General features: G+C 49.4%; 13 protein-coding genes. 7 read left to right on the plus strand and 6 right to left on the minus strand.

Translation table 11 applies throughout. From position 1 onward, the window contains the following. Nucleotides 1–8 precede the first annotated feature (8 nt). Nucleotides 9–866 (plus strand): glycosyltransferase family A protein, encoded by an 858-nt coding sequence (locus tag IYN85_RS18730; protein WP_196160459.1) that lies wholly within the window; start codon nucleotides 9–11, stop codon nucleotides 864–866. 128 nt (nucleotides 867–994) lie between these two features. On the opposite strand, the gene IYN85_RS18735 is transcribed toward IYN85_RS18730, so the two are convergent. Continuing rightward, complete coding sequence (locus IYN85_RS18735) at nucleotides 995–1,402, minus strand: universal stress protein (protein WP_196160460.1); 408 nt, start codon at nucleotides 1,400–1,402, stop codon at nucleotides 995–997. Nucleotides 1,403–1,496: 94 nt separating this feature from the next. Between IYN85_RS18735 and IYN85_RS18740 the strand changes: the two genes are divergently transcribed. Beyond that, entirely contained in the window at nucleotides 1,497–3,242 is a 1,746-nt protein-coding gene (locus IYN85_RS18740) for an ABC transporter transmembrane domain-containing protein (RefSeq protein WP_196160461.1), read from the plus strand. Continuing rightward, nucleotides 3,239–4,987 carry an ABC transporter ATP-binding protein gene (locus tag IYN85_RS18745; protein WP_196160462.1) on the plus strand — a complete coding sequence of 583 codons (1,749 nt, stop codon included), beginning with the start codon at nucleotides 3,239–3,241 and terminating at the stop codon, nucleotides 4,985–4,987. Before IYN85_RS18740 ends, IYN85_RS18745 begins: the two co-directional genes overlap by 4 nt. 73 nt (nucleotides 4,988–5,060) lie before the next feature. Here the strand turns inward: IYN85_RS18745 and IYN85_RS18750 are convergent, their stop codons facing one another. Continuing rightward, complete coding sequence (locus IYN85_RS18750; protein ID WP_196160463.1) at nucleotides 5,061–6,893, minus strand: hypothetical protein; 1,833 nt, start codon at nucleotides 6,891–6,893, stop codon at nucleotides 5,061–5,063. Between the two features lie 203 nt (nucleotides 6,894–7,096). Between IYN85_RS18750 and IYN85_RS18755 the strand changes: the two genes are divergently transcribed. Further along, nucleotides 7,097–7,459: a GFA family protein gene (locus IYN85_RS18755; protein WP_196160464.1), complete on the plus strand. Its 363-nt coding sequence runs from the start codon at nucleotides 7,097–7,099 to the stop codon at nucleotides 7,457–7,459. A 765-nt stretch (nucleotides 7,460–8,224) separates the two neighbouring features. Beyond that, nucleotides 8,225–8,899 carry a DUF4332 domain-containing protein gene (locus IYN85_RS18760; RefSeq protein WP_196160465.1) on the plus strand — a complete coding sequence of 225 codons (675 nt, stop codon included), beginning with the start codon at nucleotides 8,225–8,227 and terminating at the stop codon, nucleotides 8,897–8,899. A gap of 60 nt (nucleotides 8,900–8,959) precedes the next feature. On the opposite strand, the gene IYN85_RS18765 is transcribed toward IYN85_RS18760, so the two are convergent. The 3 genes from IYN85_RS18765 to IYN85_RS18775 form a co-directional block, all read right to left on the minus strand. Beyond that, nucleotides 8,960–9,826 (minus strand): hypothetical protein, encoded by an 867-nt coding sequence (locus IYN85_RS18765; RefSeq protein ID WP_196160466.1) that lies wholly within the window; start codon nucleotides 9,824–9,826, stop codon nucleotides 8,960–8,962. Between the two features lie 605 nt (nucleotides 9,827–10,431). Beyond that, nucleotides 10,432–10,842, minus strand: coding sequence for a hypothetical protein (locus tag IYN85_RS18770; RefSeq protein ID WP_196160467.1), 411 nt, complete (start codon nucleotides 10,840–10,842; stop codon nucleotides 10,432–10,434). An 82-nt stretch (nucleotides 10,843–10,924) separates the two neighbouring features. Then, nucleotides 10,925–11,809: a DUF3530 family protein gene (locus IYN85_RS18775; RefSeq protein ID WP_196160468.1), complete on the minus strand. Its 885-nt coding sequence runs from the start codon at nucleotides 11,807–11,809 to the stop codon at nucleotides 10,925–10,927. A gap of 48 nt (nucleotides 11,810–11,857) precedes the next feature. Here IYN85_RS18775 and rpe point away from each other — a divergent pair, with 48 nt between their 5' ends. After that, nucleotides 11,858–12,529 (plus strand): ribulose-phosphate 3-epimerase, encoded by a 672-nt coding sequence (gene rpe, locus IYN85_RS18780; protein ID WP_196160469.1) that lies wholly within the window; start codon nucleotides 11,858–11,860, stop codon nucleotides 12,527–12,529. Nucleotides 12,530–12,606: 77 nt separating this feature from the next. Next, nucleotides 12,607–13,449 (plus strand): HAD family hydrolase, encoded by an 843-nt coding sequence (locus tag IYN85_RS18785; protein WP_196160470.1) that lies wholly within the window; start codon nucleotides 12,607–12,609, stop codon nucleotides 13,447–13,449. Here IYN85_RS18785 and IYN85_RS18790 read toward each other — a convergent pair. Then, complete coding sequence (locus IYN85_RS18790; RefSeq protein WP_196160471.1) at nucleotides 13,446–15,497, minus strand: methyl-accepting chemotaxis protein; 2,052 nt, start codon at nucleotides 15,495–15,497, stop codon at nucleotides 13,446–13,448. The genes IYN85_RS18785 and IYN85_RS18790 overlap by 4 nt on opposite strands. Nucleotides 15,498–15,550 lie beyond the last annotated feature (53 nt).

Here is a 15,550-nt window from a genome sequence, read left to right on the forward strand (position 1 = left end):
GATCGAACATGGGCTATCAACGACTCTCGACGAACCCACAGCACGGTACACCACCCGTGGTCAGTATTGTCCTACCGTTTTATAACACGGAGGAGTACCTGCGTGGATGCTTGGACAGTGCATTGAATCAAACTTTTCAGGATTTCGAGATATTGGCGATTGACGACGGCTCCGTCGATGGCTCATTGGCCATCGTTATGGAATATGCCGAACGGGACTCTCGTATTCACGTTTTCAAGAATGATAAAAATTCCGGCGTCAGTGTGACAGCGAATGTTGGTATTGAGAACGCGCGAGGCCGCTATTTGGCCCGCTTGGATTCCGACGACATGTATGTGCCGACTAAACTGGCGACTCAGGTGGCTTTTTTTGAACAGCATCCAGACCATGTATTGCTGGGTGGCGCGGTTCGGATCATCGACACGGTTAAAAAAATTGAGCGGATTAAGTACTCCCCGACCACACATGAAGACATACTGGAGAAAATATTCACCTTTATCCCGTGCCAGCATTCCGCCATTATGATAAATCGCGCCTTGGTGCCTGAGCATTTTAGTTGGTACGACCCGGATACCCATATCGCGGAGGATTTGGATCTCATCTTCAGAATCGCGCCTTACGGGAAAATGCGCAATCTGGACGATATTTTGTGTGTGATATTTGAACGCCCCGAATCGTTGTCGCATCTCGACGTTAAAAACTCATTCCGTCAGATTCTCAACATACGCAAACGAGCGGTAAAAGAATATGGTTATCAGACGAATCTGCAATCGAAGTTAACCATGATCGGTCAACGGTTAATCGTGACCTTTACCCCCGCAGCGCATCTGTTTACCGTTTTTCATCTCATTCGCAAACATATATAAAAACGGAGAACGGGGCGTGCTTGCTCAGCACACCCCCGGATTTCCCAGGGCGTATCAATTCAATGATTCATAGCATGGTTTGCGTTTTCGTTGGTTTTGTACCCATTAGTGCTGGCAGCGCCAATGGGCTACATCGCCTTGATAATACTGACGTCGCAGGTCGCTTGGGAGGCAATTTTCGCCGCGGTGCTGCCTAAGGTTGACCGCCCCAATTGATTGGTCCCGCCGCGATGGCTGCCCATTAAGATCAGATTTGCGTGAATTTCGTCCGCTTTATCGAGAATGGTGTTGCTGGGCAAGCCCATTTCGACCATCAAATGGATGCGGCCCTCATGTGTTGAGATGTGATGTTCCGCGAATTCCATCAGTTTCCCACGAATTTCGTCCAGGGTGTTTTCATCGGCCCCGTTGGGGGCAACCGCCAATAACGTGACTTCGCAGTCGCTGTATTGCAAATGAAACAGTGCTTTTTTCAAAATTTGTTCCGCAATAAGCGGGACAGAGACATCAATAGGTGCCAAAATTGACGCATACATAGTTTCACCATCTCAGAGTTGTTGTCGTTTCAGTGTAGGCCGAACTGGTCAATTTGCCAGATGACCGCTCTAGCGATCAAAGAGTACGCATTTCATGTCTGTTTTTATTCAATTATTCTGGTTCTTCCGCCAGCAATGGCGCCGTTATGGTATTGCTGTGTTTGCCCTGATCGGGGTCGGGCTGGCAACCATGGTGCCGCCGTGGATGATCGGCAAAATCGTCGATTCATTGGCTGATGGGACCGTCACCAAAGCCTTCTTGTATGAGCATGTGGGCTGGATTCTGGTCGCTGCACTGGTCAGCTACACGCTTCGAGTCACCTGGCGGATAGCCTTGTTCGGGGCCAGCTACATTCTTGCGAACCAATTGCGGCAGCAAATGTTCCGGCATTTCAGTATTCAACCACCTTCGTTCTTCCAGAAGATGAAAACCGGCGATTTGATGGCCCGTGCCACCAACGATATTCAAGCCGTTGAAATGACCGCCGGTGAAGCTGTGTTAGCGCTGTTTGACGGTGCTTTTACCGGTATGTTGGTACTGATCATGATGACGGTATTCATTTCCTGGCCTTTAACTCTGATCGCGCTGATCCCATGGCCCATCGTGGGCTATTTTATGTGGCGGTTCGGCAAGGCTTTACACGCGTCGTTTCGGGATGCACAGGCGCGGTTCAGTGACTTGAACGACGACGTGCAGGAAAGTATTTCTGCCTTGCGCTTGACCCGCGCCTTTGGTCGCGAGCAGGTTGAGCAGGCACAGTTCAACGCGATTGCCACACAAGCCAATAAAGCCAATCAGGATGTTGCACGCACTGACAGCAAATACGACCCGGCTATTCAATTGGGCATTGGCTTTTCATTTTTCCTAAGTGTTGCCGGCGGCGCCTTTTTCATTTATCGCGGCGAACTGACGCTGGGTCAGCTCACTAGTTTTACGTTGTATCTTGGGTACATGATCTGGCCGATGTTTGCCATTGGCTGGTTGTTGAATTTGGTCGAGCGAGGGCAGGCCGCCTATCAGCGGATCGATGAGCTGTTTGCCATGAAACCGGATATTCAGGATGACGGCACATTCACACAGCCGGTGTCTCCGATGATCGAATTCTCTGTTGAACGGTTTCGATTCCGTGATGCCGAAAACCCGGCATTGCAAAACATTCATCTGACTATTCCCGCGGGGCACATGCTGGGCATTGTCGGTCACACCGGAGCAGGTAAATCGACACTGATCAATTTGTTGGTGCGTATGGAAGAAGACGGGCAGAGCGTTATTCGGTTGTGTGGCCGCCAAATTCAGGAATTCACGCTGGATAACCTGCGTGCGCACATTGCCACCGTGCCGCAAACGCCGTTTTTGTTTTCCGCCACCATTGCCGAAAACATTGCGCTGGCGAAACCGGAAGCCTGCCAGGCTGAGATTGAGCGGGTCGCCACCATTGCTCAGGTTCACGATGATATCTGCCGGTTCCCTAAAGGGTATAAAACTGAAGTTGGTGAACGCGGTGTCACGTTGTCGGGTGGGCAGAAGCAACGTATCGCCATCGCCCGAGCTTTGTTGCAGGATGCCCCTGTGTTGATACTCGATGATGCCCTGTCCGCGGTGGACGTAAAAACCGAACAATCGATTCTCAACCATTTACGCGCCGAACGCGCGGGTAAAACAACCTTGATTGTCTGTCACCGGTTGTCGGCTGTGGAAACCGCGCAGCACATTATTGTGTTAAACCATGGTGAAATAATGGAGCAGGGCTCACATCGGTCACTCTTGTCGCAGCAGGGTTGGTATCGCCAGATGTTTGACTATCAGCAACTGGAGCAAGCCGTGGAGGAAGGCCGATGAAGCAGACTTTTGTGCGGCTGTTAGCCTATGCCTTGGCTTACAAAAAAACACTGATGCAGGCATTCCTGTTATTGCTGGTGGCCACCACCGCCAGCGTGCTGGGGCCATATCTGATCAAGGTTTTCATTGACGATTATCTTACGCCCAGCAATTGGCACTGGCCGGGTATTGCAACTCTGGCGGCGTTCTACATATCGGCGCAGCTGATTGGCGCGCGCGCCTTCTTTATGCAGGCGATTCGTTTTAATCGAATCGCGCTGGACGTGATTCAACGTATACGTGAACAGGTGTTTGCCCATGTGTTGAACTTGCCTATGGCTTATTTCGACAAGACCGCCACCGGTAGTTTAATCAGCCGCATTACCAACGACACAGAAGCGATAAAAGACTTATACGTTAATGTCATTTCGGTGTTTGCGCAAAACACCGTGCGCATCATTGGCATTCTGATCGCCATGGCGTTTCTCGATATCCGTTTAATGTGGATTTGTGCCACGCTGGTGCCCGTGGTCTTGGTCCTGATGTTTACCTATCAGAAAATATCGACGCCTATCTTTCAACGGGTACGCAGTTTACTCAGCGACATTAACGCGCGCCTGAACGAAAGCATTGAAGGGATGTCGGTGATTCAGCTGATGAACCAACAGAAGGCTTTCTCCGCGGCTTTTTCACAAACCAGTACCGACCACTACCGCGCAAAAGTGCGTAATATTGTGGTAGATGGGTTGTTGCTACGAGCATTGATCGACTTCATTTATATGTTGCTGCTGGCCGCACTCTTGTTTGGCTTTGGCTGGCTGGAGCTTACCCAAACCGGAGCGGTTAAAGTTGGGGTGATTTATGCGTTTATTAATTACCTGGGCAATGTGACAGAGCCGTTGGTCGACATGACCTCCCGATTGAACATGGCGCAGCAAGCGCTGGTGTCTGCTAGTCGAGTGTTCGCCTTACTGGACGAGAAGACCCTGCCGGATCTGCAACCGAAGATTACCCCAACGACAACAGAAATCCATTTCGACGTGGAACGCTTCAGCTACGACGGCGAAAAAGATGTGCTGCAGGATGTTCATTTTACCGTCACACCCGGCGAGTTCATTGGCATTGTGGGCCACACTGGTTCTGGTAAAAGCACACTGATGTCGTTATTGATGGATTTTTATTCGGTTGAGCACGGCGCAATCCGTATTGGTGGTCATAACATCGATGACATTCATAAGGATATTCGCACGGGGCTTATTGGATTTGTGCAACAGGATGCGTTTATTTTTTCTGGCACCATCGCAGACAACATTCGTCTTGAATTGGACCTCACGCAAGAACAGGTTAAGCTAGCTGCGCAGCAAGCACAGCTACACGATGCCATTATGGCGATGCCGAAAGGATACGATACCGAACTGGCCGAACGCGGAAAAAATTTAAGTACCGGGCAACGGCAGTTACTGAGTTTGGCACGCACACTGGCTCGAAAACCCAAAATTCTTATCCTGGATGAAGCCACCGCAAACATCGACAGTCATACCGAAGCGCTGATCCAGAAATCGTTGATGTTGTTACGCGGGCAGGTCACGCTTATCGCCATTGCGCATCGCCTGAGTACCGTGCGTGATGCGGATACGCTCTATGTTCTGCATCAGGGCCATGTACAGCAACGCGGAAGTCATGCGCAACTTATGCGGGAAGAAGGGCTTTACCGGCACATGTATGAACTGCAAATGAAAAAAGACCCTATGGCCGAAGCTGAGTGAGGTATCCCGATCCGCCCTCAGTTGATGACCAAAAAGGTGACGCCCCCTGCAATAAGTCAGAGGGCGGCTTCGTTTAGGGTTCCTGAAATGTCAGCGTCGTGGTTTGAGGAATGCGCCAGTCAATTCCATCCGCAGAGGATGAAATATGCGTGGTATAGTTTGAGGTTTCGTTAAGCCCGCCATAGCGCCAGAACCGGTCGTGATAGACCAGTATGTCGGCATTCTGGAATGGTTCATACGCATTACTGGGTTCGAGTCGTTCCCAAGTCACGGCATCCGCCGACCGGTACACATAATGAGATGGCAGATAATCTATCGTCAGTACGCCGCCGAAGACCCAGAAATAGCCATCTTTATGAACAAATGAAAAACCAGAAAGGGCTTCAGGCAGTTCGCTGATCGCAGTGTAGGGGCCGGAACCTGTCTGGCTTTTCCATACCTTTGTTTTCTTGTTTTGCCAGTCGTAGTCCAATACGTAAATACCATCAGATGCAACTGAGATCGCTTTGTGATGTTGTAAGCCACCCATCCCCGCATCTGTAGTCACTTGGTACCATTGCAAACCATCACTCGTGCGCCAGATGTCTCGCGACTCGCCGGAACTTTCGCTGGTTCCCCCGAATAACCACAGCTGTTCATCAAAGCTGACTAATTGATGGAATTCGCGAGTGCCAAAGGGCCCCTTGCTGGATTCCCGGACCCAATTGTTGCCGTCTGTCGTAGACCAAATGTCGCCTAAACGGGTATTGCCATTTTCCCGACCGCCAATCACCCAAAGCTTGTCTTTAAACACAATCGTTTCCGTGAATGTGCGCAGGGGTAAGTTGGTGATCTCCCGTTGCCAGTCCATGCCATTGGTCGAAGAATAGATATCCGTATCGAATAAGCCGCCAATGAGCCAGGCCTTTCCAGCAAATTCGACACTGCGCAGATAACCGGTGCTTCGGCCACCCCATCCGTCGCGCGCTGTGATCTGCATTCTGTTGCTTTGGTGTCCTTGCAATTCAGCTGCGTACGTTGCTGTCGTGTTGGTCGTCAGTGCCGTATCCGTAAGGGTTTCCTGACCATAAGTCAGCGTCAGTTGGCCGGTATCGCAACTTGCGTATTGACTGAGGTCGCAGTCCTCACCTCGATAGCGGAACAGTTCATAGGCAAGTAAATAGCTATCTGCCAGTTCGACCTGCGTGTCTTCCACGCCAATGAACAGGTTCAGCTCAACATTCTTAAGCCCAACCACGGTAAATTGAGGAATCGCCATTTCGTTGGACGGGTTGCCCGCGACATCGGTTACTTGTACTGAACATTCGTAAGGTTGATCCGCCGTCAGAGGTCCCAGCTGGATCGTACTGTCACCAGATTTGATCGCTCGCGTTCGTGTCGTGCACCCGGTTCCACGAATTTGCAGCGACCCTGCCTCAGTGGCATGTATCACAAACGTTGGTGAGGTATTTAGCGTGGGCGTTTCAACCGCTTGTAGCAACGAAAGCGCTGGCGCGGCCGTATCGCTCATGGTGATCGTACCGGAGATCACTGTTGCGCCTAGAGCTGAACCTGTGTTCGCCATTGGGGTTACCTCAAAACTAATCGGCAAGTTGTAATCTTCATTGCTCAGCTGATAGGTTTTACCGGAGGCCTCTTGAATCGGCTGCCCATCTCGGAGCCAGCGGATCTGCGTCACGCCTTCAGCATCTTGTTCTGCATCGGTATACACATAGCTGCCCTGCAACTCCATTCCCGGCAGCAGGGTATCGCCTGTCGGCAACTGGATCGAAACATTACTCGCTACGGGTGGCTGGTTTACTTGCGGGGAAGGTTTGTCACCGGTCTGACAGGCACTCAAGAGCAAGGACATTGCAGCAGCCGAAAAAGGCACTGGGCCATACTTGGCGCTTAACCAATTGGTCATCGTGTTGAAACTCCATTATCGATAGTCGTGCTGGCAAAATAAGGTTCTAATGCGGGTTCCGGCGTCCGACTCGACGCACCGGGACACATTTTTAGGCAGACGAACGCTTTAACCGACGGTTCGGGAACCGATTACGCAGCCCTTGCGCAAAACTGTGCTAATCTGCCGTTGCCTAAAAACAAAAAAACCAACAGGAGAGTGCTATGAAAACCTATCAGGGGCATTGTCACTGCGGCAGCGTGACGTTTGAGGTGACGGCAAATGAGCCCATTACCTCCGGTGTACGGTGTAACTGCTCCTTATGCCGTCGTAAAGCCGCGGTTATGGTGATCGTCGATAATGTACAGTTCAAACTGACGGGTGGTCAGGACGCGTTGTCAGAGTACCAATGGAATACCAAGCTGGCCCATCACTACTTTTGCAGTAAATGCGGCATATACACACACCATCAGCCACGTACCATGCAGGACAAAATCGGCTTTAACGCCGCTTGTGTGGATGAGCTGGAGCCGTTGACCTTTGATATCGATATCCGCAATGGACAAGGGCTTTCGTTGGAGTCTTAATGCCGGATGTTTCGCTACCCCTCGATTACCTGATATCGCTGATCAAGAGGTGTTCCATGATTCGGAGAACCAATCCGACCTTCACCAGAGGTGAGGTCGTTAAAATTGAATCGAAGCCCATTGGGACTTCGCTTTTAATCGATTTTCCCCCCCATTTGTCGCATACTTCAGTTTTTTGCCATTCCTTGCACTTTCGTCGAACGCTCGCTTGAGCGTGTGTCCCTTCACACGTGGTGCTTTCAAGGATATTCATGACCCTCAGTCCGTTGCGTGGTGCTCATCATTGCAGCCAAAGCAGATACGACGAGTAGACTGTTGGCTCATATCCCTATCTAAGGCTTGCATGAGTATATTTCCAATATTCCGCTAAACCATTTGCCGTGAATGAACCGTACTGCGTAACTCAGTTAAGATAGTTTTCCATGTTTGCCGAGTAGTCTTGGTAGTAGGTAAAAATACCCCCGCACTTAAACTAATTGTCGAGGTAAAGGGTTCGGTTTATGCTGCAGATAGTCTTGGCGCGGTGACTGCGAAAGCCTTTGTTTTTGACAAATAATCATTGAATCTTTGAAGAACATTAAAAACTGCAATAAGGACCCGATTTCCATCTTCGGCTATCACCCGCCCAACAGATATTGGAAATGGAACGATTGCTAAAGAAGAATGCCAGGTGTTCTTCGCAAGTAAAGCCATCAAGAAATGTCAGTAAGACGTCTCGAAACCCAGTTTCAATTCGGCGACCATTTTGTGCATAGGAGCTAGCAAATGGGATACTATATTGACCTAAAGGAAATTAGCATTGACGAGTATAAAAATATCTTAAAATCAACCACGTTTATCTCAAGCTGGAAGATTCTGGAAAAGGATATTGATAAGAACCTCAATTTATTGAAAGTGAATAATGTTAGAAACCTTGATGAACTATTGATTGCGTTGAAAGATAAAGAAAAAATTCAGAGGATGACAAAAATAACAGGTCTGTCTGAAGCGTATTTGTCGGTTCTCAAGCGAGTAGTTAACGGGTATAGACAGAAGCCAAATAGGATCAGAGATTTTTCGTGTATAGATGAAGATACCGCTAAACGGCTTGAGGACATTGGCATAAAGAATACTCTGCAATTGTATGCAGAAGTAGAGACTCAATCGAAGCGTCGGGTACTTTCAAAAACAACAGGGATCCATGCGAGCGTTATTTTAACTCTTACTAAGTTAGCAGACCTATCTAGAATTCGATGGGTGAATCATACGTTTGCATACGTGTTGTTGGAGTCTGGCTACGATACCGCTGAGAAAATTGCAGACGCAGATTATAAAAAACTCTATATAACTGTAAAGCGACTCAATCAAGAAAGAAAAATATACAAAGCAAGTATTGGCGAACGTGATATGGAAATGATTATCGATTCCGCCAAAGGTCTGAGTGCGGATATTGAATATTGAATGTTTACTAGTGCGTAAAAATTAACTGTTAACCTCCAAGTTTGCTTGCATATGAATGGCTTATTGCCAGCTACTATCAAACCAATACTGACTGGGGATGCTCAGAGTGCGATCACTCATTGTTGGATTATTTATCGTGATCCGTACACGGTTTTGCATATGAGCGTTGTCTAGCATTTTTCGAGTGGCAGGATGGGTACGAAAGAACTCAATAAACGATCCGTCTTCGTGAGCCTTTATGAGCCCGTGATAAACGGCATCGTGTAGGGCTTTATTTTCTTTTGAAACAAAGTAATACACAGCAAATGGGTAAACAAGAGAAACAGAGGGCTCAACAACTAAGTTCGGGTATTCTTCTTTGAATCGTTCTAGTTCTACAAACGGTTCGTTCGCACCTCTAGGAAAGTAGTCGATTCGTTTGTACTCAGTCAGTGTGAATAAGTTAGGATATTCCTCCGTCATCAAGGGTAGTTCTGCGTTTTTAAAAACTGCCACATCTGGCCAAGTAGGTCCCTGTCCAGCAGTGAATTGGCGAAGGTCGGTGAGGTTTTTTACTTGCGAGAATGCCTCCAGAAGGTCTTTATGAATGATGAAAATTCGATTGCCAATCAGCCCTCCGTACAAAGGAATATAAATGGCTTGAAGCTTTTCTTCGAAATCGGCTTGTGTGCCTGCGCTCATGATCGTAACTTCTTCTGCACCTATCATGATCATTCGTCGTGCACGTTCTTCGTTCATTTCCATTTGGGTCAGTGAAAGTGAGTAGGGTACGCCACTTTTATCTAATGCAAGTTTTAGCAATTGGTAATCGTAGGAGTTTTCTTTGTCTCGGCCCAATTCACTTGGGTATATGACGTTCAACGTTTCCGCTGTCGCGAGCGAGCAAAACACTAGCACAAAAAATAGACGAAAGAGTCGTGCTCTCATGGCGAAATCCAGTTAATACTTCTTCAGAACAGTATAGGCTAGAATTTGATCAATCATCTGAATGATGTGATTATTCTTTGTGAAACGCCGATTGAACTTGGCTCACTATTTTCGTTCTGTCGCGATATCTTCAAGCATTCTGATTGGCCAATCTGGGCGTTAATCAGCGGTGGTATTCCTATTGACTAGGTTAAAATAGCAATGGCATTTCTGAAGCGCCAACAGGATAAAAGCTGCAGGCCGTCAGGAAATGCTTTTTACCTTCCGAAGCCAAGGCTTCTCTGAATACTTGCTATCTACCTCAGCGGGTGCAGAAATGCGCAAATGTCGAGGCAAGTTCTGCAGGCAATATTCATTATCTTGGCAAAGGATTGCCCTAGGTATTCGGTTTGAATCGCCAACTCCTTTTTACTGGCATTATATGGTTTTTAAGTGTGTTGTTTTGTCGTTACTAGACCCATTGAAAAAAATGGAAGAGGCCTTGCGACCAAAACAATTATGAGATCACTTAGTTACCAGATAAACCCTAGCCAATTGCATGCCTAAAAAAGGTCTTAATAGGACACGTCGGAAGCTTAGTTACCTTCGTGCGCGCGCAGTAAAACTCAAGCCAAGTTCTGGTGCTCAGAGCTGTCCTGGAATTGCGCTATAACCGATTCCACAAAGTGGCTGAGTTCAATTGGGTTTCGTGAAGCCTGAAACGGAATGGGTAATTGCGACAGGGCCTGGGGTTTGCGCACGGCACCGACGATGGCCTGGTTCACCAGTACCGCAATGCCAGCACAGCCCTGTTGCGCCAGTTTACTGTATTGTTGAACAACCATTTCGGTATCTATGTTCGCCAGGGTGACGGTGCTTTGTGGGTGTTCAAACAAAACCCATTGCCCAAGTCCCCGAGCGGCATCTGTGATGGCCTGGAAGTACTGCTCTGTCACCTCCGCGGTGAATGCGGTTCGGGGGATCCCGTAAACGACGGGGGCTTGCACGTGTACTTCAAACTCGACGTTGCTATTCATAACAATGTCCGCTGTCTTCAAACGGCTCTAACCGTTCAAAATGGTAAATAAGATTATAGTCGGCATTATGGTGCGCGCGAGTTTAGAACGTTGGTTTATTTGTCAGGTTGGCTTCATACCCGGCGGCGTGGTTGCGCAACCAACCCCACACGCGTCGTGTGGTGCGGTCAATGGCCGTGGAACCGTAAAAACCCTGGCGCAGGGCATCGTGGATCTGCAAATAATCGGGGTGTTCGGCCCGAACGGCGGTGGCTTTGCGTTTACGAGCCTGTTGATGTGAGTAATCACTGTCGTTCATATATAGGTCCAGCACAGGGACGGTCAGTTGCCCTAAATAATCGGGCAATTCCGGGTAATTCAGCGACGCATCAATCAGGATCAGTGCATAGCCTTCCACTTCATCTTCGCTGATCCGCTCACTTAAGTAACGGCTGGCCCAATAGGCGCCGTCACCATAGCCGATGACGGCGATATTGAAGATGCCATCACCATTCAATTGCTTAATACCCGACGCGACTCGCGCTAAAACCCGGTTTTGCTGGTCTTCGTCACTGACAGGGCCAGGATCCGATGCATTCTCATTCAGCGGAAGCACGCCAATGGCATCGCGCAGCGGTGTAGGTAGGTCAATTGATAAGGTGGTCCAACCCACAGCGGGTAAGTATTCACGTACTTGCCGCAACAGGTACGGCCAATCAGGGGTTTGCCCGGCATCGTGTAAGATCAACACGCCGCCCTCTGGTGATGCGGTCTCCTGTTCCAATTGCAGGGCGATAAACCGTTCCTGGTCGGTTGTTAACTCCAACACCTGTTCTGCTTGGAGCGAGTTTTGGTATTGGCGTTGTAAGTCGAGGCTGCGGGACAAGTGCGGTGTCGGAACAGGCGCAGCAAGGCTTACTAGCCCAAGAGGGACGATCAAAACGGCGATCAAACCAATAAATTGACGGATTCGAAATTGACCTAGCATTTATAACCCCTAGAATGTCCGCTCCCGACTAACCAAGGTTTCCATTCGATGTCTGATTTTCTCATTGCGCCTTCTATCCTGTCTGCCGATTTCGCCCGTTTGGGAGAAGAAGTCGATAATGTTCTAGCCGCTGGTGCGGATTGGGTCCACTTTGATGTCATGGACAACCATTATGTCCCGAATCTCACGATTGGTCCGATGGTTTGTAAAGCTTTGCGCAATCACGGCGTCACCGCACCGATTGACGTTCATCTGATGGTCTCTCCAGTAGATCGGCTGATAGGCGATTTTATTGAGGCAGGCGCCAGTATGATTACCTTTCATCCGGAAGGCAGTGAGCATATCGACCGCTCTCTGCAATTGATCAAAAATGCCGGTTTGCAAGCTGGCCTGGTGTTTAACCCCGCCACGCCACTGCATCATCTGGATTATGTCATGGATAAAATCGACATGATTCTGATCATGTCGGTGAATCCGGGCTTTGGTGGCCAGTCGTTTATCCCGTCGGCGCTGGATAAGCTGCGTGAAGCGCGCCAGCGCATTGAGGCGAGCGACCGTCACATTCGTCTGGAAGTCGACGGTGGCGTTAAAGTCGATAACATTCGGGAAATTGCCGAAGCCGGGGCCGATACCTTTGTCGCCGGGTCTGCTATTTTCAATGCAGACGATTACGCCGAACAAATTCGTAACATGCGTGCTGAGCTTGCGTTGGTAAAATAACCTCACGTTTGACCGGCAGCACTCAATTCCCCAGCGGACGTGAAACGCGTTCGCTACCCACAGCAATAGGATCAATTTTGGACGAATTACTGGTATTTGATTTAGACGGAACCTTGCTTAATAGCCGGGAAAAACTTTCCGATGTCACCCGGCATGCGTTGTCGGAACTCGATCGTCTGGGGGTCAACTGGACGATTGCGACCGGTCGAATGCCGCACGGCGGCCGTGAAGCCTTGCCCGGCATTCATTTCAAGCACCCTCAGGTGTACAAAAATGGCGTATTGATGTGGGACTTAAATGAAGACAAAGTCATCAGCAAAATGCCGATGGATCGCGTTGAGGTCATTGAAGTCTGCAAGCGCCTGCGTAAACGCGGCATTAACCCGTGGCTGAACACTATCGATCACGAAGATAATATCGGCGCTGTCATTACCGGTATTTCAACGCAGCGCGAGCGAGAATGGGCCGACTTTTTGAACCATGAAGGCATCGTTGTTCAGGAGCGTTCCGATTACTCCGATATTGAAGAGCATATTCTGAACATTTTTGCCGCCACCGATAACGCCGCCGTAATGGACATGGCCGAGGAACTGGCCGACGTGACCGGTGTCGCTGTATTTGCCGGGCACGACATGTATAACCCAGGCAACTATTGGATGGACATCCACCACGCCGGAGGCACCAAAGGCGACGCCGCGAAGCTCATTCAACAGCAACTGGGTGCGAAAAAGATGATCTGTTTTGGTGACTCAGACAACGATATTTCCATGTTTAAGCTAGCCGATGAATGTTACGCCATGGGGCAAGGCCTAGATGAGCTCAAGGCCATAGCGACCGCGACCATCGGGACCAATAACGAGCATGGTGTGGCTCAGTTTTTGGCGAGTCGCTATGGTTTCGAGTTGCCTGATCGGGATTAACCGATCTTAAAGGCCACGACCTGCTGACTCAGGGTTTCGGCCATTTCATTCAACTGCTCGGCGGACTCGGATGTCTGTTGCGCCAGCTCAGACGAGCGCTTCGCCGAGTCGTTTAATGACACTGAACTGTTGCTGATTTCTTCGCTGACCGAACTTTGCTCTTCAGAGGCGGTCGCCGTTTGCATGGTCATGTCGTTAATTTCACGCGTGTACTGGGCAATGGTGGTTAACGCGGCCATCACTTTTTCCGAGTAATCCACCGACCGTGATGAGTAATCACCCGCCGTCGTAACCGAGGCCACCGCCGATTGCGAACTCTTCTGCAGACCGTCGATGATGCCCTTGATCTCCGAGGTGGATTCCTGTGTTCGCTGCGCCAGATTTCTCACTTCATCGGCCACCACGGCAAAGCCGCGACCTTGCTCACCGGCACGTGCTGCTTCAATGGCTGCATTCAGTGCGAGCAGATTGGTCTGTTCAGCAATGCTACCAATCACTTCCAGCACAGAACCAACGTTTTCCGACTCTTTCGCTAACGCCTGAATAATTTGAATCGCTGTTTTCAGCTCTTCAGCTGCCTGTTGGGTAATGTCTTGCGAGTTCTGCATCAGGGTAGAACCTTCGGTCACGGCCTCCGCGGTTTTGTTGGTTTGTTCGGACGTTGTGCTGGCGTTTTGTGCCACCTCGCGGATGCTGGCCGCCATTTCTGTTATCGCCGTGGCGATTTGGTCAGCCTCTTCGTTTTGTTGGGCAACGACCTGTTTGTTTTCAACCGAAACATGGCGTAACGCGTCACTGGCCTCAGACAAATGTTTAACCTGTTGCAGCAACGCATTAATCAACTCCGAAAACGACAGGCGAGTCGATTCCAGTTGCCGCAAGACCTGATGAATTTCATTTTTGGAGTCACGTTGACCCAGACCCGTCTCACATTGGTTGCTGGTCAGGTCGCCCGAACCGATTTTCACCAAGGCGTCAGTGACATCCTGCAATGGCGCGAGCTTGCTGCGCACAGACAAAAAGGAAATGGCGAGCAGTGCAATCACGGAGACGATGGACATGATGATCAGGTTGTTTCTCAGCGCCAGCGCTTCTTGAGTAAATTCGTCGACATAACCCACACCGCCAATTACCCAATCCCATTGGTCAAAGTGGGTGTAGGCTAATAATTTCTGCTTCTGTTTACCTTGTTCCGTGCGGTTGAACTCATAGCTGCCTTCATCTTTGGTTAACATCTCAGGGTCAACCAACATGCCATCGGCATCCTTAAGTTCCGCTAATCGTTTTCCTTTTAAACTCGGATGGATCATCACGCGACCTTGCTCGTTGCCCGCCAGTGCATTAACGGCAAACACGTAGCCACTGTCCCCAATGCGTAACTGAGCAATAATGTTGGACAGGTCAGACAGCGCTTCCGTAAAGTCCTGACCGACAAACAATATACCGATCACCTTTCCGGATTGATCTATGACTGGGTCGTATCGGGTCATGTACTCACGGCCGAACAATGTGGCACGGCCGATATACGACTGCCCATTAATGAAATTCTGATAACCAGGGTGGGTCTTGCCTAAAAACGTACCCATCGCGCGGCTGCCGTCGGCTTTTTTCAAGCTGGTGGTGACCCGAAGAAAATCGTCTCCCGTTTTTACAAACAGTGTGGCCACAACATTGGTCAGCGCCGTGAATTCGTCAATCCGGGTAAAATCGTTATTGAGGACTTCACCGTTTAAGGCAATGGCCGGTGCGGTGTAATCACCCGTTTTCAGCGTTTGACCCGGCACCAGGGCCAGTTTGCCGGGAAACAGTTTTTTGATGATCGCCGCGTAGTTGGAAATTTCTTTTTCCAGCGAGGTACTGAATTGCGAGAACTGTTGGTCAATCAGCTCAACTTCATGCAATACGTCTTGCCGTGCCTTGTCTAAGGCACTGCTTGTGGAAGACACCGAGATGTACAAAATCATCGACGTAAACACCACCAGGTTAATGGCCAGCAGAATGAGGATGATTTGTCTGGCTAAAGGCATTGCGTTAAAACGTGAGAACATAATTTGACCCTATTCGCCGCGAAAGCGTGTCGTTGGAACCATTCATACGATCC

It is taken from the genome of Reinekea sp. G2M2-21 (assembly GCF_015687175.1).
Classification (GTDB): Bacteria; Pseudomonadota; Gammaproteobacteria; order Pseudomonadales; family Natronospirillaceae; genus Reinekea.

Bases quoted from the DNA above. Each gene is read 5' to 3' on its own strand.
- IYN85_RS18765 (WP_196160466.1), bottom strand. From the start codon at position 9,826: ATGAGAGCACGACTCTTTCGTCTATTTTTTGTGCTAGTGTTTTGCTCG.
- rpe (WP_196160469.1), top strand. From the start codon at position 11,858: ATGTCTGATTTTCTCATTGCGCCTTCTATCCTGTCTGCCGATTTCGCC.
- IYN85_RS18730 (WP_196160459.1), top strand. From the start codon at position 9: ATGGGCTATCAACGACTCTCGACGAACCCACAGCACGGTACACCACCC.
- IYN85_RS18760 (WP_196160465.1), top strand. From the start codon at position 8,225: ATGGGATACTATATTGACCTAAAGGAAATTAGCATTGACGAGTATAAA.
- IYN85_RS18775 (WP_196160468.1), bottom strand. From the start codon at position 11,809: ATGCTAGGTCAATTTCGAATCCGTCAATTTATTGGTTTGATCGCCGTT.
- IYN85_RS18740 (WP_196160461.1), top strand. From the start codon at position 1,497: ATGTCTGTTTTTATTCAATTATTCTGGTTCTTCCGCCAGCAATGGCGC.
- IYN85_RS18790 (WP_196160471.1), bottom strand. From the start codon at position 15,497: ATGTTCTCACGTTTTAACGCAATGCCTTTAGCCAGACAAATCATCCTC.
- IYN85_RS18745 (WP_196160462.1), top strand. From the start codon at position 3,239: ATGAAGCAGACTTTTGTGCGGCTGTTAGCCTATGCCTTGGCTTACAAA.
- IYN85_RS18770 (WP_196160467.1), bottom strand. From the start codon at position 10,842: ATGAATAGCAACGTCGAGTTTGAAGTACACGTGCAAGCCCCCGTCGTT.
- IYN85_RS18735 (WP_196160460.1), bottom strand. From the start codon at position 1,402: ATGTATGCGTCAATTTTGGCACCTATTGATGTCTCTGTCCCGCTTATT.
- IYN85_RS18755 (WP_196160464.1), top strand. From the start codon at position 7,097: ATGAAAACCTATCAGGGGCATTGTCACTGCGGCAGCGTGACGTTTGAG.
- IYN85_RS18750 (WP_196160463.1), bottom strand. From the start codon at position 6,893: ATGACCAATTGGTTAAGCGCCAAGTATGGCCCAGTGCCTTTTTCGGCT.